Here is a 20,380-nt window from a genome sequence, read left to right on the forward strand (position 1 = left end):
CGGCGGGGCGGGCCGGCTGCTACTGACCGGCTCCGATGCCACCAGCGCCGCCATCGCCGCCATCGCTGACATTGACCGGTTCGGAACCAGGTTGGCCCGGCCCACCGGTGCCGCCTATCCCGTTGTCGCCGCCGTCGCCACCCTCGCCGCCCGTGCCGCCGACGACCCCGTCGCCGCCGTCGCCGCCGTCACCGCCGTTCCCGCCAAGGTCGTGCCCGGTGCCGCCGTTGCCGCCGGTGCCGCCGTCGCCGCCGGAATCGCTGTTGACGATGTCGCCGGGCCCGCCGGTCCCGCCGGTGCCGCCATTGCCGCCGACGCTATGGCCGTCGCCGCCGTCGCCACCCTCGCCGCCGGTCCCGCCGGGCCCGAACAGGCCGGCGCCGCCGCGACCGCCGTCGCCGCCGTCGCCGCCAGCTGTGCCCACGCCGCTGCCGCCGTCGCCGCCGTCGCCGCCGTTGCCGCCGTCGCCGTCGCCTACGTTGGTGCCGCTGAAGCCGCCGTTGCCGCCGTTGCCGCCGTTGCCGACCAGACCGCCGTTGCCGCCGTCGCCGCCCCAACCGCCAGGCCTGTCGGGGAGGGCGGTATTGCCGCCGTTGCCGCCATTGCCGCCGGTGCCGCCGGTGGTGGGAGTGGCGCCTTGGGTGCCGGTGTCGCCGGGGGTGGAGCCGGCTCCGCCGGTGCCGGGGTCGCCGCCTGCGCCGGGGTCACCGCCGTCGCCGCCATCACCGCCGTCACCGAAGTTGCTGCTGGTGGTGACTCCGTGGCCGCCGTTGCCGCCGTCGCCGGCAGTGCCGCCCATGCCGCCGTCCCCACCAACACCGCCAGCACCCTGACTGCCGTCGTTACCGGAGTCGGCCAGGGCCATCCCGGCCGCGCCACCGTCACCGCCGGTACCACCGCTCCCACCCTGGCTACCGTCAGCGCCGGTACCACCGGTGCCGCCCCTCCCGCCGCCGGAATCACCGGCGGCACCGTCAGCGCCGGCCCCACCGACCCCGCCGACCCCGCCGGTACCACCGGCACCGCCGGTACCGCCGTCACCGCCGTCACCGGCATGAGATCCCCCGGCCCCGCCCGCACCACCGCTACCACCAACCCCGCCGGCGCCGCCGACCCCGCCAGTAGTGCCGTCGGCACCGGCATCGGTGGGCGTGGCACCGGCAACACCGGTGCCGCCGGCACCTCCGGCGCCACCGTCACCGCCGCGCCCGCCGTTACCGACCAGCCCGGCATCACCGCCTCGACCACCGGCAGCGCCGTCGCCACCACCATCGTCCTCGACGCCGGTGGCGCCCTGGGCGCCGTTGCCGCCGGCACCACCGTTGCCGCCGGTACCGGGCCCGAAGTCGCTGGCAGTAACACCTACCGCTGCGGTGGTGCCATCACCGTTGTCGCCGCCGTCGCCGCCGACTCCGCCGGCACCGGGGTCACCGCCGTGGCCGCCGGCACCGCCGACACCATCGTTGAATCCCCAGTCGCCGGCCGCACCGATGCCGCCATCGCCGGGGGCCCCGCCCAATCCGCCGTCACCGCCGACCCCACCAGCCCCGTGCGCGCCGGCCTGGCCCGCCGATGAGGCCCCGCCAACACCGCCGTCGCCACCAACGCCGCCGATCCCGCCGGCACCACCGTTGCCTCCAGTTCCGCCGACGCCGTCATCGACACCGGCCACACCGCCGGTACCGGTGGCCCCGATACCGCCGGCACCACCGACCCCGCCGGCGCCACCATTCCCGCCGTCGCCGCCGTTACCGGAATGGATTCCCCCGAGCCCGCCGGCCCCACCATTGCCGCCCGCGCCACCCGTGCCGCCGGTACCCCCGTCAGCCCCCGCAGTGGCAGCCGCGGTACCCACCACACCCACCGTGCCCTGGCCGCCGTTACCGCCGCGCCCGCCGTCACCAACCAGCCCGCCGTTACCACCTTGACCACCATGACCGCCGTCAGCACCACCAACAAGGGCCTCGCCGCCGTTACCACCGGCTCCGCCGTTCCCGCCGGTACCCGGCCCCACATCACCGCCATCGGCGCCACGAACACCGCCATGACCACCGGACCCGCCCGCAGCACCGGGATCACCACCAGCCCCGCCAACGCCAGGATCTCCCCCAATACCACCTGTCCCGCCGGTACCTCCGGTCAACCCGGCGCCGCCCACACCGCCGTTGCCGCCGTCACCGGCAGCCCCACCCACACCGCCAGCACCGCCGGCACCGCCGTTGCCGGCGTTCCCGACTCCCCCGAATAGGCCGCCGACACCGCCTGCGCCACCGGCGCCGCCAGCCCCACCGTCACCGCCGATCCCACCGTCACCGCCGACCCCGCCTTCGGCACCGTCACCGCCGGCCGCCGTGATGCTTGCCACACCATGCCCGCCCACACCGCCATCGCCGCCAACCGCACCCACCCCACCCACACCGCCAACACCACCAACACCCCCGGCGCCGCCGCGACCGATCAGCACACCGCCGCGACCACCATTGCCACCCGCACCACCATCACCACCACCACCGCCGGCGGACCCCGTCCCGCCCTCGCCACCACCAACACCGGTTTCACCGTCAGCACCCGCATCGCCCGGCCTAATCCCAGCCTCCCCATCGGCACCCACACCGCCGGCTCCGCCAGCACCCCCCTGACCAATCACCCCGGCATCACCACCGGCGCCACCGGAACCGCCACCGGAACCGCCCACACCACCAGCACCACCATCACCGAACCACCCAGCACGACCGCCAGCGCCACCAGCCCCACCCACGCCAGCTGCGACGGCGCCGCCTGCTCCGCCTGTTCCGCCGCTGCCGAAAAGCACCCCCCCGTTGCCCCCGGCGCCCCCGGCCGCACCGGCCCCACCAACACCGCCGACACCGCCGTCACCCCATAACCAGGCACCACCACCGATACCACCCCCACCGCCCGCACCCCCGGCACCGCCACCACCGCCACCACCCCACAACCACCCGCCAGTACCCCCAGCACCCCCAGCGGCACCCGCACCGCCCGCACCGCCAACACCGCCACGCCCGATCAATCCCGCCGCGCCACCAGCACCCCCGGCCTGCCCAACCCCACCAGAACCGCCCGCACCACCATTGCCCCACAACAGGCCACCAGCCCCGCCGGCTTGCCCGCTGCCGGCCGCCCCATCGGCACCATGACCAATCAACGGACGCCCCAACCACGTCTGCACCGACGAATTGACCACACCTAACAAGCCCGCCTGCGCGCTGACCTCCGCCTCGGCATACGCTCCCGCGCCCGCCTTCAGCGTCTGCACAAACCGCTCCTGAAACGACCCGACCCGCGCACTCAACTCCTGATACTCGCGACCATGAGCACCGAACAACGCCGCAACCGCCGCCGATACCTCATCAGCGGCCGCCGGCACCATCTCCACCGTCGACGCCACCGCCGCATTAGCCGCACCCACCGCCGCGCCGATACGCGCCACATCCGCCGCCGCCACCACCACCAACTCCGGCGCCACCGTCAACAACATCGCATACCTCACTTCATAGGCAATCCAAAATCGTATACCTAAATAAATGACCACCGCCCAACCTATCCCCAAATCAGCACCACAACGGCACGATTTGCCGAAATCAACCGCGCCGCGCCAAGGACTACCCAATCCGGATAGACGAGGCCCGACACGCCCAGCGTTAACCCGGCAGAAACAGACTGACGATGACCCAAACGATGCTGCGCGAGAGCAACTTCCCACCGCTGCGGATGAGTGATCTTTGGTGGTCGCGGGACTGGCAAGCCACCTTGGGATTGTTCGACAGCTTTGCGGCTACCTCCCTTTCGCGCTTCACAGCCAAGCCCCCCGGCGACGCCGGGTATTATGGTTGGCTCCACGCTTTATGGCGGCCCAACTGGGGCCGACGGCGGTGGATGGCTCCTCCCACCGCGCGAGGTCGATCACGGCGTTGTCGTCAGGCTGGTGGGTGGCCGAACAACTACCGCATTTCGATTCGTCGGCCCAGCCGAGCTCCTGCACATGCCGGCAGGTGTGACGGGTTTTCACCCGGCAGCCCCTTTGCCGCAACGTCGCGGCGGCGTCCAAGCCGTGGGCTTTAGCCAATCGTGTCGCCATCGGCGTACGTCTCTCTCGAACACTCCGACCACCACACCGCACCGGTCTCGGCGTTGACGCACACGTTGTATTTGACGATGTTCCAGCGTGCCTAGCACCCGCAGCGATAGTTTCGCGGTCTCGACTCCAGTCCCGGCACGGTTGGATGTCGGTTTTCAGGGCCGCGATGTCCAATTGAGTGCCTTACGGTGGGCACCGAAATGCCACGCCAGCGAACGTAGGTCGCTTGACCCGACCTGCCCATGTCTTGTCCTTTGGCGTTGCGAACTGCTGCTTCGACCCACGTCGATCGTCACGGATTCGAATGCTTGGGTCACTGTCAGTCTGTTTCTGCCGGGTTAACGCTGGGCGTGTCGGGCCTCGTCTATCCGGATTGGGTAGTCCTTGGCGCGGCGCGGTTGATTTCGGCAAATCGTGCCGTTGTGGTGCTGATTTGGGGATAGGTTGGGCGGTGGTCATTTATTTAGGTATACGATTTTGGATTGCCTATGAAGTGAGGTATGCGATGTTGTTGACGGTGGCGCCGGAGTTGGTGGTGGTGGCGGCGGCGGATGTGGCGCGTATCGGCGCGGCGGTGGGTGCGGCTAATGCGGCGGTGGCGTCGACGGTGGAGATGGTGCCGGCGGCCGCTGATGAGGTATCGGCGGCGGTTGCGGCGTTGTTCGGTGCTCATGGTCGCGAGTATCAGGAGTTGAGTGCGCGGGTCGGGTCGTTTCAGGAGCGGTTTGTGCAGACGCTGAAGGCGGGCGCGGGAGCGTATGCCGAGGCGGAGGTCAGCGCGCAGGCGGGCTTGTTAGGTGTGGTCAATTCGTCGGTGCAGACGTGGTTGGGGCGTCCGTTGATTGGTCATGGTGCCGATGGGGCGGCCGGCAGCGGGCAAGCCGGCGGGGCTGGTGGCCTGTTGTGGGGCAATGGTGGTGCGGGCGGTTCTGGTGGGGTTGGGCAGGCCGGGGGTGCTGGTGGCGCGGCGGGATTGATCGGGCGTGGCGGTGTTGGCGGTGCGGGCGGTGCGGGTGCCGCTGGGGGTGCTGGGGTACTGGCGGGTGGTTGTGGGGTGGTGGCGGTGGTGGCGGTGCCGGGGGTGCGGGCGGTGGGGGTGGTATCGGTGGTGGTGCCTGGTTATGGGGTGACGGCGGTGTCGGCGGTGTTGGTGGGGCCGGTGCGGCCGGGGGCGCCGGGGGCAACGGGGGGGTGCTTTTCGGCAGCGGCGGAACAGGCGGAGCAGGCGGTTTGCCCGGAGCCGGCGCGGCCGGTGGCGCCGGTGGCGCCGGGGGAAACAGTGGATGGCTGTTGGGTGATGGCGGTGTCGGCGGTGTTGGTGGGGCGGGCGCGGCGGGTGGTGTCGGCGGTAATGCCGGGTTAGCGGGTCATGGTGGTGCTGGCGGCGGGGGTGGAGCCGGCGGTGGGGCTGGTGGCGCTGGCGGTCGTGCTGGGTGGTTCGGTGATGGTGGTGCTGGTGGTGTGGGCGGTTCCGGTGGCGGTTCCGGTGGCGCCGGTGGTGATGCCGGGGTGATTGGTCAGGGGGGTGCTGGCGGAGCCGGCGGTGTGGGTGCCGATGGGGAGGCTGGGATTAGGCCGGGCGATGCGGGTGCTGACGGTGAAACCGGTGTTGGTGGTGGCGAGGGCGGGACGGGGTCCGCCGGCGGTGGTGGTGGTGATGGTGGTGCGGGTGGCAATGGTGGTCGCGGCGGTGTGCTGATCGGTCGCGGCGGCGCCGGGGGTGTTGGTGGTGTTGGCGGTGTGGGTGGGGTGGGTGCGGTTGGCGGCGATGGCGGTGTGGGCGGGCATGGTGTGGCAAGCATCACGGCGGCCGGCGGTGACGGTGCCGAAGGCGGGGTCGGCGGTGACGGTGGGATCGGCGGTGACGGTGGGGCTGGCGGCGCCGGTGGCGCAGGCGGTGTCGGCGGCCTATTCGGGGGAGTCGGGAACGCCGGCAACGGCGGTGCCGGCGGTGCTGGCGGTGTGGGTGGGGCTGCCGGTGACGGCGGCAACGGCGGTGACGGCGCCTTCGGCTTGACCGCTGGGCATGGTGGCAACGGTGGTATTGGGGGAGATCCTGGCGTTGGCGGGGCTGGTGGTGATCCCGGTGCTGCGGGCGGGTCCGGTGGTCATGGCGGTGTTCGTGGCGCCGATGGCGGTGATGTGGGGCCGGGTACCGGCGGGAACGGCGGAGCCGGTGGTAACGGCGGCGAGGCCCTTGTTGGTGGTGCTGACGGCGGTCATGGTGGTCAAGGTGGTAACGGCGGGCTGGTTGGTGACGGCGGGCGCGGCGGTAACGGCGGCCAGGGCACGGTGGGTGTGGTGGGTACCGCGGCTGCCACTGCGGGGGCTGACGGGGGTACCGGCGGCACGGGTGGCGCGGGCGGCAATGGTGGGGCCGGCGGGCTCGGGGGAATCCATTCCGGTAACGGCGGCGACGGCGGGAATGGTGGCGCCGGCGGGGTCGGTGGTGCCGGCGGTATCGGGGCCACCGGTACCGGCGGTGTGGCCGGTGTCGATGACGGCGTCGGCGGAACTGGAGGCAACGGTGGTGCCGGCGGGATCGGCGGCGTTGGTGGCGACGGCGGTGTTGGCGGGGCCTCATCGGCGGGCCAGGCCGGCGCGCACGGGGCTGGTGGGGTCGGCGGTGACGGCGGATTGGGCGGGGCCCCCGGCGATGGCGGCATCGGTGCGGCCGGCGACTGGGGATTCAACGATGGTGTCGGCGGTGCCGGCGGCCACGGCGGTGACCCCGGTGCCGGCGGAGTCGGCGGCGACGGCGGCGACAACGGTGATGGCACCACCGCAGCGGTAGGTGTTACTGCCAGCGACTTCGGGCCCGGTACCGGCGGCAACGGTGGTGCCGGCGGCAACGGCGCCCAGGGCGCCACCGGCGTCGAGGACGATGGTGGTGGCGACGGCGCTGCCGGTGGTCGAGGCGGTGATGCCGGGCTGGTCGGTAACGGCGGGCGCGGCGGTGACGGTGGCGCCGGAGGTGCCGGCGGCACCGGTGTTGCCGGTGCCACGCCCACCGATGCCGGTGCCGACGGCACTACTGGCGGGGTCGGCGGCGCCGGCGGGGTTGGTGGTAGCGGTGGTGCGGGCGGGGCCGGGGGATCTCATGCCGGTGACGGCGGTGACGGCGGTACCGGCGGTGCCGGTGGTACCGGCGGGGTCGGCGGGGTCGGTGGGGCCGGCGCTGACGGTGCCGCCGGTGATTCCGGCGGCGGGAGGGGCGGCACCGGTGGTACCGGCGCTGACGGTAGCCAGGGTGGGAGCGGTGGTACCGGCGGTGACGGTGGCGCGGCCGGGATGGCCCTGGCCGACTCCGGTAACGACGGCAGTCAGGGTGCTGGCGGTGTTGGTGGGGACGGCGGCATGGGCGGCACTGCCGGCGACGGCGGCAACGGCGGCCACGGAGTCACCACCAGCAGCAACTTCGGTGACGGCGGTGATGGCGGCGACGGCGGTGACCCCGGCGCAGGCGGCGACCCCGGCACCGGCGGAGCCGGCTCCACCCCCGGCGACACCGGCACCCAAGGCGCCACTCCCACCACCGGCGGCACCGGCGGCAATGGCGGCAACGGCGGCAACGGCACTACCGGGAGCGACGCCAGCACCTTTAGTAGCGCCACGGACGGCGGATCAGGTGGTTGGGGCGGCAATGGCGGTAACGGCGGTCTGGTCGGCAACGGCGGCAACGGCGGCGACGGAGGCACCGGCGGCACTGGTGGCAACGGCGACTTCATACACAACAACGGCTGGGGTGGCGATGGCGGCATTGGCGGCAGGGGCGGCGACGGCGGCAGCGACGTGGGCACGACCGGCGGCGACGGCGGGACCGGCGGCGTAGGAGGCATCCCGGGCGACACCGCTGGCCAAATCGGCAACGGTGGCAACGGCGGCACCGGAGGGGATGGCGGCGACGGCCAGAGTGTGGGCGGCAATGGCGGCACCGGCGGCGCCGGGGGCCACACCCAACATGTCGATGCCCGCGGTGGCGGCGGTGGCAATGGCGGCACAGGCGGTAGCGGCGATGTGCTCGGCGGCAATGGTGGTACCGGCGGCGACGGCGGCGCCGCCGTAGCTTTCGGAGCCGGCGGACACGGTGGAGACGGCGGCTCCGGCGGAGACAACAGCACCGACACCGGCGGAGGCGGCGATAGTGGCTCCACTGCACCGACAGGCAATTCCGACGGCGGGGCCGGCGGCACCGGCGGCACCGGAGCCGGTCAATAGACGTCAGCCCGTGTTGCTCCGGGACGTCCGACGATGACGACAGGGTTGCGAGCTGATGCGGGTGGAGCGGGTTGTGTCCACCAAGGTGGTGTACGAGTCGCATCTGAGGCTCGGGGCGGGCGAGTCGTGGCCAGGGGTGAAGGTCATCGCATGATTCTCCGAGAGACCCACCAAAGTCACGCGAGCAAAGAAATCACTGCGATGACCACTGCCCGCGGTGGCAAGGTTCCCATTTCCCGCGCTGGCTACTGGTTCGACGCAAACGCGTCCAGCGGGCCCTGACCACCGTCGTGGCTACCTGTTGTCTGCTCGGGGTCACAATACGGCGGATGGACAAACTCGCGCATGGACAAACCTAGACGCCGGCCCATAACACGTCCATCGCCGCCGGCCCCTTGGTGCTCACGGTGCGTGAAGCCGGTCGGTTAGTCAATGCGCACGCATTTCGCCGTCGGGGTCAATGCCGATGGCGACCGCAAAATCCTAGGCCTCGACGTTTGATGACGTTCGTCGAAATTCCCCAGGTGTGCTCATCGAACTCCCCCACCCGAGAGCAGGGTTCAGTTTGGCGGTTTCTCGGGCTGCGGCCGGGCGCGGCGCAGACTGTCGGCGGCGGCCGGGGTGGTCATATATACGGTCGCAGTTGCTTTCGCGGTTGATGACGACCGATCGGTGCAGAGGTCTGTCGAGCGTGGCGGCCGCGACCCCGGTGCTGCCGAAGACTTCTCCGCACGAACCGACGCCAGGTTGGTGGTGATGACGATGGAAGACTTCAAATATCGTTGTGAGACAGCCTGAAGCAATGCCGCGGCGGCCTCAGCGGGCAGCGGTAGGTAGCCCAATTCGTCGGTCATCCAAAGCGGGGGTCCTGCGCAGAACCGCATGAGGGCAGCCCATCGGCCCTCGATCGCAGCGCGGTGACAGCGAGCAACCAGTTGGGCGGCGGTGGCGGAGTGGGTGCGGTGGCTGCCGTGCGCAGTGGCATTGACCTCCACGGCCAGCAGCTTCTCCAATGCCGCGGTCCAGCGAAACCTGTCGGGCGTTGGCGTGTGCCGTGCCACAACTATGCCAGCCGCGGTGGCGATGTCGATGAACTCCCCACGCACGGGGTGCGACACCACCACCGAGGCTGCGGCCAGCTCCTGCTCCACCGAATAGCGTTGCCTCGGACCGACGGTGCCGGCGGGGCCGGCGGGTTGCTGTTCTCCAATGGTGGTGTCGGCGGGGCCGGCGGATCCAACACTGTTGGTTTTGGGGGTGTTGGGGGTGCCGGGGCCCGGCGGGGCTGCTGATCGGTAACTGCGGGGCCGCGTGCCGCTGGGTGGCGCGGCGTTGCCCGGCCACGCGGCAGGCGAAGCGTCAACTAACCCCCAGCACTCACTGGAGATGACAACGGCCCCGGTGTTTCGGGCCTAGAAGTTTCCCTTCGCGATCTCCTTGAGCGCGGCCTTCTCCACCGCGGCGGGGTCGGCGCACAACCTGAAGCCAAGAAAACCAGCAGCTCCTCGGCCGCAAAACGGTGCGGGCGTGCCTGTTCGCTGTAGTAACATCAGTACACATCTGAGGGTAGGGCATGATACGAGAGCGCAGGGTGGGGAATTGGCTAGAAAGGCGTCCGAGGGTGCTAAGAACTCCGAACTGGCGGAAAAGCTCAACAAACTCTTCGATCTCATGCGAGTGGGGTCAAAGCCGCCACTGTCGAACGCGGCCGCGGCTGAAGCCATCACCCGGGAAACAGGTATATCCATCAGCCCCGCCTACCTATGGCAGCTTCGCTCGGGTATAAAGACCAACCCGACGGTGGCCCATCTGCGCGCGATCGCCCAATTCTTCGGCGTCACACCGTCATACCTCGTCGACCCCGGCATCCACCCCGAAATCGACGCCCAGCTCAACCTCCTTCAGGCCTTGCGCGATAGCGGTGTGCGCGACCTGGCGTTGCGTGCATCAGGACTCACCCCCCAGGCAATCCAGAGCCTGGCGACCATGGTCGATCACGTTCGAGAACTCGAGCAGTTGCCGCCCGTGTCCCCCACCGCAGAGGAGCCGTAAATGGCGCTCTCTAACAATGAAATTCTCGCAATCGCACGCGAGCTGCCGATCCCAGTCCCCTGGGATCGCGATCGCTTCATCCAAAATCTCGCCACATTGCGAGGACGGCCGATCAAGCTGATCGCGACCGACACCGTAACCCTGACCGACAGCCCCTGCGGATTATTACTGACCCGCGACGACGACGATCTGATCCTCCACGAGAGCGGCACCTCCGACTACCACATCGACCAGATCGTATGCCACGAAATCGGACATATGGTTCTCGGCCACAACAGCACCCGCGGTGTCGGCGCCGACAAACAACGCGAGATCGATATGTGCCGCAAGGTCTTGCCCGACATTGACCCCGCCACCGTGCACGCTGTGCTGGGACGCACAAACTACGCCAGTGACCAAGAACGTGATGCCGAGATGTTCGCCACCATCTTGATGATGACCGCAGCTGAAGCTGCCGATCAACAGTCGATGATGCGCAGCGTGTTCTTTAGATCCCGATGACCACCAACGTACCGGCCCATCTGACCTGGCCGCCGCTGACCTATCTGGGATGGCCGCTACTGGTATTCATGGCCGCCGTCGTGATCGTGCGCTACATATTCTTCAACACCAGCCAGTATGAAACCTTCCTCAACCACAGCCTGGCATTCATCCTCGCCGGCAATCTGCTCAGCGAGGGCGCCGTCGAGGACTTTCTCGCCTACCACCAGATCCTGACACCGACTGCAGCACAACAACTGGCGTGGACCGCCATGATCTTCACCACCGCCGAATTCATGGGCTTCATCACCTTGTGGTCACGATCCTCACCGAAGGAAACACGGCGCCGGCATCGCTACCATCGCATCGCAGCGATAGTCCTGGCGGCGGGGTTCCTCATTGCCGCGACACCAGCGCGAGCAGCCGGCCAGCCCCTAGAAGCCTTCGGCGGATGGTCCACCGTCCTGGCATGGGCGCTCCTGGCAGGCATGCTCGTGGCCCTATCAATACGCCTGCTCCGAATGTCGATCAAGGAACTAACCCGCCCCAACGCCAAGCGGCAAGAACGCCTCATCGCTGCCGGTGGCCTGGCGATCGGCATCACCGTCGGAACGACCGGTATTGACGCCGTCGTCCTGGCAGCCTGTGAAGAACTGGGCTGGATCCACAGCATCGACTACCGGCTTACCGTAAACGGTTACTCTCCCTTCTGGGAATCCGTCGCTACCTGCCTACTGGCCTCCGTACCAGCGCTCCTCGCTTTGCTCGCCCGAACCGGTCTCAACTCCACCAGCCGCCACTGGCGTCAACTACAACCGCTGCGCAACAGCATGGCCGACGCCGTCCCAGAAAGCGCATTCGAACTCAAGGCGCCCAGCAGCCGCCGCCAAAAAACACTTCTAGACCTGCACCAAACCACCATCCAGATCCGCGACGCGATCCTGCAGCTGCGGGCCTACTTCCCTGACATCGACCCCGCCGAAGCCAACCAGTGCTACCAGCGCTACCTAGCGCCGACAGGCCAACCCGAAGCAGCCCATCACGCACTCCAACTCGCCCACGCCATCCACGCCAAATCGTCCAACGTCACGCCAACACCACTCGATGCCGCAGCAATCATAAAGTCGAGGTCAACCAACCTCGAGCAAGAAACAGCCGAACTGCTACGACTGGCCAAGTGCTGGCCACACGCCCAGTCAGCCGTAGAGCAGGCCCGCCGCCGCACCCTCCTCCCGGCGTTCGCTGACTGATCGGAGTCTGCCCTCAGCTTGCGCAGATAATCAGCTTGCCCAGGCTAAACAAGCCCGAGTTGCCGGTGCCCGTACTGAAAAGCCCTAGCCATCAATGGGCGAGTCGTACTACAACAACCGAAATCGGCGAGCATCCTGGGTAACCCGATACAAGCCGCCTGTATGGTGACGTCAGCGAAATCGGGCGTATCGGCTGGTCAGAAGGATCGATTCGCCGGCACAACGCTCTTGCTACCGGAGTTTCACTGGTCGTTGCCGCCGATCCCGCCGCTGCCCCCGGTACCGCCGGCACCGCCGTTGACCCCGTCATTGGGTGAACCGTCTTCGCCCGGAGAGCCGGGGTCGCCGGGGAATTCGACGCCGCTGAAGTCTGCGGTGCCGCCCGTTCCGCCAGTGCCGCCCTGGCCGCCCTGACCGCCGCTGCCGCCAACGCCGCCGGCGCCGCCTTCGCCGCCGGTTCCGCCGGTGGCCCCGGTGCCGGCCTGGCCGTCTTCGACGGGGATGCCAGTGCCGCCGGTGCCGCCAATGCCGCCGGTACCGCCATTGCCGCCGACACCGGTGGTGCCGGTGCCGCCATTTCCGCCCGTGCCACCGGTGCCGCCAACCCCGGGCGGGGTCCACGCAAAGCCTGCTGTGCCCAGACCGCCGGTGCCACCGGTTCCGCCGTCGCCTCCGATGGCACCGCCACCGCCCTCGCCACCGCTGCCGCCGCGGCCGGGTCCAACAGTGCGTTGGGAGTCGGCCCCAGTGCCGCCCTGGCCACCGGTCCCGCCGGTGCCGTCGCTGCCCTGTGCTCCAATCGCGCCCGTGGTTAGACCATCGCCGCTAGTGCCACCGACGCCGCCGGCCCCGCCCACGCCGGCCTCACCACCTTTGCCGCCGGTGCCCCCACTGACCGTAAGCGGGTCACCGGCGGCGCCGCTACCGCCGGCGCCGCCAGTTCCACCGGTTCCGCCGGTTCCTCCCGTTCCGCCCGCTCCGCCAGCGCCGGCACTGCCGTCGGTGAAAAACCATGTTCCGTGGGTGCGCCCAGCGGCCCCACCGTCGCCGCCGGCTCCGCCGGATCCACCAGTTCCGCCGGTAGCACCGGTTCCGCCGGTTTCGCCGGTGCCGTCGTTGCCGGCAGAGCCGGGGTTGCCCTGGTTGCCCTGGCCGCCTGCGCCGCCGACACCGCCGGCACCGCCATCACCACCGTTGCCGCCGAGAATGCCGCTGTCGGCGCCGGTCCCGCCCGTACCGCCCGCCCCGCCGTCCCGGCCGGCTAAGCCAGTATCGAGGGGCATGAGTCGGCTAGATCCGCCGTTGCCGCCGGCCCCACCGTCGCCACCGTCGCCGAACAGTGCTGCGGCCCCGCCGGTACTTCCGTTGCCGCCCCTGCCTCCTTGTCCACCCGGGCCGGCCTCCCCGCCAGCGCCGCCTTGCCCACCGTTACCGCCGCTGCCAGCTACGAACCCGCTGCGCCCGCCTTGTGCACCGTTGCCGCCTTGGCCGCCGTTTCCGCCGATACCACCCTGTCCGCCGCTGCCGCCGGCACCGCCGTGACCCACTACGACCCCAGCTTTGCCGCCTGGGCCGCCGTTGCCGCCCATTCCGCCGCCTGGGCCTAGGCCGCCATCGGTGTTGCCGGTGTCGCCTGACCCGCCGTCGCCGCCATTGCCGCCGGCACCGCCGGCGCCGAACAGCTCCCCGGCGGCCCCACCTGCTCCGCCGGTCCCACCGGTTCCGCCGGCCGCGAGGTCGCCACCATTGCCGCCCTGTCCGCCCTCGCCGCCTGCCCCACCGGTACCCCACATCCCGGCGCTACCGCCCATACCGCCGCCACCGCCATTGCCGCCCACGGTATTTGCGGTCTGACCGTTGCCGCCGCTACCGCCGGCGCCGCCGGTGCCGCCGTCGCCGAACAGCAATCCGCCGCTCCCGCCGGCACCACCGACACCGCCGCCCGGGGCACCGGTTGTGGTTTGGTCGTCGCCGCCGGTCCCGCCGGTACCGCCGTCGCCACCGTCGCTAAACAGCAAGCCGCCCTGCCCTCCGCTGCCACCGGCTCCGCCGACTCCCCCGTGGCCACCGGTACCGCCTTGGCCACCAGCGCCTCCCTGGCCCCCGGCACCGCCGTCGCCGCCGCGGCCGTACAGCACCCCGCCGCGCCCACCGACGGCCCCGTCGCCGCCCCGAGTACCGTCGGCGCCGATGCCATTGGCGGTGTCACCGTCACCGCCTTGGCCACCGGCTCCCCCTCGGCCGCCGGCGCCGCCGTCGCCGCCGCTACCGGCCAGGAAACCGCCGCGCCCGCCAGCGCCGCCGCCGGAAGCGGCGCCGGTTTGTCCACCATCGCCGCCGAGGCCGTTGTCGTTGCCGTTGCCGCCTTGTCCGCCGTCGCCGCCCTGTCCGCCGTCGCCGCCACCACCACCGGAGCCAAACAACCCGGCTGCCCCACCGGTGCCAGCGTCGCCGCTGGCGCCGCCAGCTCCACCGCCGCCACCGGTACCGCCGCCGGTGGCGCCGGCGCCGCTGCCCACGCCCCCCTTGCCGCCATTGCCACCTTGGCCGGCGGCCCCACCGGCCCCGCCGTCGCCGACCAGCAACCCCCCGGCCCCGCCGACCGCGCCATCTCCGCCACGACCTCCCGCTCCACCGGTGCCCCCGTTGCCCCCGTTTTCCAGTCCATCGCCGGCGACGCCGCCCTGCCCACCTTTGCCGCCGGCCCCGCCGGCCCCGCCGTTGCCGACCAGCAATCCGCCGGCCCCGCCGGCCGCGCCGTCCCCGCCAGCGCCGCCGGCACCGCCGGCGCCACCGACAGGGCCGAATAGAACGCCGTCGCCGGCGATCCCGGCCGCCCCACCGGCCCCACCAATGCCGCCAACCCCACCGTCGCCAAAGAGCAATCCGCCCGCCCCGCCAGCCGCGCCGCCCCCGCCAGCACCACCGGCACCGCCAGCGCCACCCCTGCCGAACTCCAGGCCGTCGCCACCGTTGCCGCCTGGCCCACCTGCACCACCGGCCGCGCCGACCCCGCCGTTGCCGAACAGCAACCCGCCGCGCCCGCCGGCCGCGCCGTCACCACCGGCGCCGCCAGCCCCGCCGATGCCGCCCAGATTGGGTGCGTTGGCTGCGCTGCCGCCCCCTCCGCCCGTGCCGCCGGCCCCGCCGGCCCCACCAGCGCCGAACAACCATCCCCCGGCCCCGCCCACCGCGCCGGCCCCACCGGTGCCGCCGACTCCACCGCGACCCCCGAATAGTCCATCGATGCTCCCGCCACCACCGCTGCCGCCTTGGCCTCCGGTACCGCCAGCGCCGCCGGCCCCCCACAGCCCGGCGGCACCGCCCACGCCACCGACGCCGCCAGCACCACCCACGCCACCGAGGACACCGGTGCTACCGGTGCCGCCGTTGCCGCCGCTGCCGCCGGCACCGCCGTTGCCGAACAGCCATCCACCGCGTCCCCCGGCGCCGCCGGCCCCACCGTCGCCGCTGGCGGGGCTATAGCCGGCCCCACCCGCGCCGCCGTTGCCGATCAGCCCCGCGCTGCCCCCGTTACCGCCTGCTGGGTTGGCGGCATCGCCGACCCCCCCGGGCCCACCGTTGCCCCACAACAACCCGCCGGCCCCGCCGCTTTGCCCGGGCGGCCCGCCGGCCCCGTCACCGATCAACGGACGTCCTAGCAGGGTCTGGGTGGATCCATTGATCGCCGCGAGCAGATCTTGGCCAGCACTGTGCAGCACGGAGGCGTTGGCTGCTTCCGCGACCGAGTACGAACCCGCACCTGCCGCTAGAGCATGCACGAGCTGCTGATGAAACTCGGCCATCTGGGCGCTGAGCTTCTGATAGTCGAGAGCATGGGCGGAAAAGAACGCCGCGATAGCTTCCGACACCTCGTCGACGCCGGCGGCGGGCAGGCTGACCGTCCAGGTGGCCGCCAACGCATTGGCCGCCGTGAGCGCCTCCCTGATCCCCGCCACATCCCATGCTGCCGCAGACAATATCTCTGGGGTCACCACAACAAACGACATGATCATCCTCACTCTGGGACCGTTTAACGGCAACCTAGGGCGTTAGGCAAAAAGGCTCTCGATATCGTTGATGTTGTCGGACAGGGCCCTCACCACCACCAGGAATCCAACACCGCCCGCGATCGCGGTCAATCCCACGTCGGCCGCGATGGGAAATCCGACGGCGTTGATGAGGTTGCCCTGGGCAAGCTGGTCGACGAACAAAGTGGTGTTGTACAACGGCAACGTGGTTGCGTAGGCAAGAGCGATATCGGCCGCGGGAAGCAGCACGGCATAGTCGTCGGAGACGATCTTGGTGAATGTGTTGACGACCTCGGTCGGCGTCGGGGCGGACAACAGCGCCGCCCCTGGGTTCAGCGTTGGAAACGTCAGCTCCGGCAACGTGGGCGGTTGGGACAAGATGTCACTCATGTCGGCCGAGAAGTCCCCGATGCCCTCGTGGGTGCCCGCCACCAGCGCATCGAAAATCACCTGCGGCGGCACATCCGGCCACAAACCGAACGGCGTCGTCACATCGGCGGGGCCCGTCGAATAGCCAAAGTTGGGGTCGCCGTAGCCCAAGTTAACGATCACTTTCAAGTTCGGCTGGACAAGGTTGGCAATCGGGTCCCCAATAACCGGAATCGCCCGTATCGGCTCCAGGAGGGGCAGATTTTCCGTCGGCAGCATGTAGTAACTGGTGACGCCCGAGTAGCCCGGCGACGTCGGTAGCTCAATAGCGGCATCAACCTGCGCGGGAGTCAGGTCGAAATACGTGGGGTGCACATAGATGATTCCCATGACCGCGTTCAGAGAGGAAATGAAATTCAGCGGGTATTGCGGGAAGCTGGCGAAGCCGTCGTATTCGAGCGAATAGATGGCCGTTGGATAAATCGTATCCGAAGGCGTCCCACCGTAGAATGTCAGCCCCAGACTCGGGATGCTCAGATTCGGAAAACGCGCCAGCATGCCCCCGTTGGGGTTCATCTCGTTCCCGGTCAGGACGAAGTTGAGCTGATCCGCGGTCGGAGCGGCCGCCCCCATCGCGGCGAGCCTTTGCATCTCCAGCGAGGCGATCACGGCGCTTTGCGAAACCCCGAAAACAGTTACGGTGTTTCCGGGAATCGCGAGTTGTGCCTGGATCTGGTTGTCGAGGATGGTCAACCCCTCGGCCACCGACGCGTCCAGGGTCATGCTCTTGACCCCGGTCAGTGGGTACAACTCCTCGGGTGTGTCGAGCCCTTGCACAGTGTTCATCGACCGGACATAGAGCTCATTGGCGAGGTTGATGAATTGTGGTCCGGGTATGGGAATTCCGGTGCCACCCATGACCAGGGTCGTCAGGTTGGCCGGGAACGGCGGAATCATTGCGGCAGCGGGCGCGGCAGCGGGCGCGGCCGTGGGCAGGACGGGCGCCAGCGCCCCCTGCAACGCCGGCGCGACCGGCGCCAGCGCTGACTGCACGGCCGCGGCACCGGCGGCCTCGGCTTGCGTATACGCGCTTGCGGCGACGGCCAACGTTCGTTGGAATTCGCCGTGGAACGCCGCCACCTGCGCGGCGGCAGCCTGGTATTCCCGCCCGTATGCGGCGAACAGGTTCGCGATATTGGCGGACACCTCGTCGCCGGCGGCCGCCAACAATCCCGAAATCGGCGCTGCCGCAGTGGCATTGGCCGCGCTGATCGCCGAGCCAATCCCCTCGATATCGGCAGCAACCGCTGCCATGATCTGCGGCTCCGCAACCAGAAACGCCATCATCACCCGTCCTTTCCATCACCAAACCAGAATCCCATTTACACCCGTATCCAAAACAAACTGATATGTGTACTGATGTGATCATACTGGTTCCTGGTCGAACCCGAGACCCCGGAACCGAGTGGTCTCTGGATGGACGGAGTTGGAGGATAGCGATGTCGTATGTGGCGGTGGTTCCAAAGTTGCTCGCCTCGGCGGCGGATCTGGAGGGTATCGGCTCGGCGCTGAGTTCGGCGAATGTGACCGCGGTGGCTCCGACGACCGAGATGCTGGCCGCCGGCGCCGATGAGGTGTCGGCAGCTGTCGCGGCCGTGTTCTCGGGTCACGCCCTGAACCATCAGATGCTCAGCACCCAGATGGCCACGGCAACACCGCGAGTTGCGACTTCGTCGCTCATCACACCTCCTCTAGCGTTCGGGTGTCGATTGGATCAGGCGGCGGCGGGCGGGTAGTCGCCGTAGACGCCGCGCCCGTCGCCTTCGGCGACCAAGGCGTTCTGGCGGTCTGCATCGGCGACCAGTCGGGCATCGCGGTGGCGGCGCCGGCGGATGACCCAGACGGTGGCCGCCGCCAGTGCCAGGAAGGGAGCCAGCCATTCCCACTGCCACCCCCCTTGCAGGCGATCCAGAACACGGTTGGGGTGGTCCAGACGGGGTGGCGTTGCGGTCAGTCTTTTGCGGGCGGGGCTGCGACGCGTACGGGAATGACGTTGGGCGCGGCGAGCGCATGCGTGCATTGCCCTCCGCCCCAAAAGCGTTGTTGGGCACCGCCTGTGGATCGGGATACCAGACTTCGGGTGGGTGGTTCCTCGGAACCTCAGCCAGCGGAGCTGTTGGTTTGGTGGCTTCAGGTCTGCAAAAACGGTGCCGGCGGACCCGTTCGTTGTGTTAACGTCAGTACATGTATAAGGGTAGCATCTGATACGAGGGCGTATAAGGTGGAGAATTGGCTAAACCGGCGTCCGAAGGTGCTGAGAACTCCGAACTGGCGGAAAGGCTCGACAAACTCTTCGATCTCATGCGAGTGGGGTCAAAGCCGCCGCTATCGAACGCGTCCGCGGCCGAAGCCATCACCCGCAACCAGAATGTCAGCAGCCGATTGCGGTCAGAAACGCGTGCTGCCCATGTGCGAGTTCTGTCCCCCGGACCAACGAGGACATGGTTTCAGAAGAAGGAGGACGAAATGCCGGTCCCAAGCCGGACATTGACGCCGGTGGCGGTCGGCGTGGTCCATAGGTTAGGCATCTGGTGAGCACAACCGACGAGCAGTTGGACGCGTTCCTGGCCGCCTTGCCCGAAGTACGTAAGGCGGAGACCGAGGAGGAGCGCGAGGCGATTTTCGCCTTCCGCTACCAGGTCTATGGTGAGGAGCTTGGCCGCAAACTCGGCACCGAGAAAGGCGTGAAGCGCACCCACGACGACGAGGATGACAAGCCGTATTCGACGCTGTTGTATACCGCCGATGAGAAAGGCATCACCGGAACTTCGCGCATGCGCGTGTGGGAACCAGGTGAGGTGCCGGCGAAGGATTTCGCGAAGTTTTCGATGGAGCGCCTGCCAGGAATCGAGCGACTCCGCACCGGCGAGGGTGAGCGCCTGATGGTGCGTCCCGACCAGCGAAGTGGCCTAGTGATAGCGGCGCTCAGCCTCGCGGTATTGGATCTGGGAAGGCCTGACTGGTATATCGACCTGCTGTTTGGTTACTGCACGCCCGGTCTGGTGCCCTATTACTTGAACATGGGGTGGCGCCGCTATGCCGGCCGCATGATTCCGACGCCTGATGGGATCCACGCACCGTTGGTCCTGGTGATATCCGACGTCGAACACTTCCGCTCGGTCGGATCATTTCTGGCCGCTCCAATCGAACGTGAAAACTTTGAGCCGCTTGATACCGCGCCGTTCACCGAGCTTTTCGAGGAGCGCAACCTGCCGGTGCAGTTTGACAAGGAGCTGGTCCGGGCGGCGATTGATCGTGGCGTGGCGGCCGATGTTGGTTTCCTCGCAGGCATATCCACCGAAGCGATTGAGACGCTAGCCGAGAAGGGCTTCGTTATCCAATTGCCCTCGGGCGAGTTGCTGACCGAGGCCGGGCTCGGCGAGCGCGAGCTATTCGTCATCATCGACGGCGAGTTCGAGTCGTTCAGCGAAGAATGCGTCTTGCGCCGCATGGGGCCGGGAGAGGTGGTCGGCGAGGTCGCCTTCTTCAGTTCCGACGGTCGTCGAACCGCGTCGGTTCGCAGCGTCCGTGACGGTCGCGTCCTGGTGCTGCGTCGCCGAGTGGTCGACGAGCTGCGCGATTCGGCGCCGGCCGTGGCCGCCGAAATTCTTTTCCATCTTGCCCGCACCTTGGCCGACCGTACCGGTCGCGCGCACGTGGCGTCCTCCACCGCGCAGGAGATGCACAACCCCAATCCTGTCGGTGAGTTCTGAGTGGCATCCACCTGGGCGGCGCCCCCGTCGTTGGCTGAGATGGCCCCAGCGCGGGCGGCCGGGGCGGATCGCCGCCCCCAGCGTGTCCGCAGCGTCGGAATATGGGAG

The 20,380-nt window shown here is 69.3% G+C and carries 9 protein-coding genes and 5 pseudogenes; 8 read left to right on the forward strand and 6 right to left on the reverse strand.

Annotated elements, in window-relative coordinates:
* Positions 1-19: 19 nt before the first annotated feature.
* Both F6B93_RS18060 and F6B93_RS23825 read right to left on the reverse strand, forming a co-directional pair.
* A complete protein-coding gene (locus tag F6B93_RS18060) occupies positions 20-3,499 on the reverse strand; it encodes a PE family protein (protein WP_211699586.1) in 3,480 nt (1,159 codons plus the stop codon).
* 595 nt (positions 3,500-4,094) lie between these two features.
* Positions 4,095-4,314: pseudogene (locus F6B93_RS23825) on the reverse strand (IS607 family element RNA-guided endonuclease TnpB); the annotation flags it as partial.
* Positions 4,315-4,604: 290 nt separating this feature from the next.
* Here F6B93_RS23825 and F6B93_RS23470 point away from each other — a divergent pair.
* Together F6B93_RS23470 and F6B93_RS23125 are read left to right on the forward strand one after the other, a co-directional pair.
* Positions 4,605-8,317 (forward strand): annotated as a pseudogene (locus F6B93_RS23470) (PE family protein).
* 221 nt (positions 8,318-8,538) lie between these two features.
* Positions 8,539-8,815, forward strand: a pseudogene (locus tag F6B93_RS23125) (transposase); the annotation flags it as partial.
* Between the two features lie 62 nt (positions 8,816-8,877).
* Here the strand turns inward: F6B93_RS23125 and F6B93_RS23130 are convergent.
* A pseudogene (locus F6B93_RS23130) lies at positions 8,878-9,300 on the reverse strand (ATP-binding protein); the annotation flags it as partial.
* Positions 9,301-9,477: 177 nt separating this feature from the next.
* On the opposite strand from F6B93_RS23130, the gene F6B93_RS23475 reads away from it, so the two are divergent.
* The 4 genes from F6B93_RS23475 (at position 9,478) to F6B93_RS18090 (ending at position 12,099) form a co-directional block, all read left to right on the forward strand.
* Positions 9,478-9,609 carry a hypothetical protein gene (locus F6B93_RS23475; protein ID WP_281426107.1) on the forward strand — a complete coding sequence of 44 codons (132 nt, stop codon included), beginning with the start codon at positions 9,478-9,480 and terminating at the stop codon, positions 9,607-9,609.
* Positions 9,610-9,916: 307 nt separating this feature from the next.
* Positions 9,917-10,369 carry a helix-turn-helix domain-containing protein gene (locus tag F6B93_RS18080; RefSeq protein ID WP_211696298.1) on the forward strand — a complete coding sequence of 151 codons (453 nt, stop codon included), beginning with the start codon at positions 9,917-9,919 and terminating at the stop codon, positions 10,367-10,369.
* On the forward strand, positions 10,370-10,870 hold the full coding sequence (locus F6B93_RS18085; protein WP_211696299.1) for a hypothetical protein: 501 nt from the start codon (positions 10,370-10,372) through the stop codon (positions 10,868-10,870).
* Positions 10,867-12,099, forward strand: coding sequence for an MAB_1171c family putative transporter (locus F6B93_RS18090; protein WP_211696300.1), 1,233 nt, complete (start codon positions 10,867-10,869; stop codon positions 12,097-12,099). Before F6B93_RS18085 ends, F6B93_RS18090 begins: the two co-directional genes overlap by 4 nt.
* 242 nt (positions 12,100-12,341) lie before the next feature.
* Here F6B93_RS18090 and F6B93_RS23480 read toward each other — a convergent pair whose 3' ends face one another.
* Complete coding sequence (locus F6B93_RS23480; protein WP_281426108.1) at positions 12,342-16,109, reverse strand: PE family protein; 3,768 nt, start codon at positions 16,107-16,109, stop codon at positions 12,342-12,344.
* A 42-nt stretch (positions 16,110-16,151) separates the two neighbouring features.
* Positions 16,152-17,843, reverse strand: a complete 1,692-nt coding sequence (locus F6B93_RS18100) for a PE family protein (protein WP_211696302.1) — start codon at positions 17,841-17,843, stop codon at positions 16,152-16,154.
* 155 nt (positions 17,844-17,998) lie between these two features.
* On the opposite strand from F6B93_RS18100, the pseudogene F6B93_RS18105 reads away from it, so the two are divergent.
* Positions 17,999-18,211 (forward strand): annotated as a pseudogene (locus tag F6B93_RS18105) (PE family protein); the annotation flags it as partial.
* 62 nt (positions 18,212-18,273) lie between these two features.
* On the opposite strand, the gene F6B93_RS18110 reads toward F6B93_RS18105, so the two are convergent.
* Entirely contained in the window at positions 18,274-18,579 is a 306-nt protein-coding gene (locus tag F6B93_RS18110; RefSeq protein WP_211696305.1) for a hypothetical protein, read from the reverse strand.
* 511 nt (positions 18,580-19,090) lie between these two features.
* Here F6B93_RS18110 and F6B93_RS18115 point away from each other — a divergent pair.
* Complete coding sequence (locus F6B93_RS18115; protein WP_211696307.1) at positions 19,091-20,272, forward strand: cyclic nucleotide-binding domain-containing protein; 1,182 nt, start codon at positions 19,091-19,093, stop codon at positions 20,270-20,272.
* Positions 20,273-20,380 lie beyond the last annotated feature (108 nt).

Source organism: Mycobacterium spongiae (assembly GCF_018278905.1).
GTDB classification, from domain to species: Bacteria; Actinomycetota; Actinomycetes; order Mycobacteriales; family Mycobacteriaceae; genus Mycobacterium; species Mycobacterium spongiae.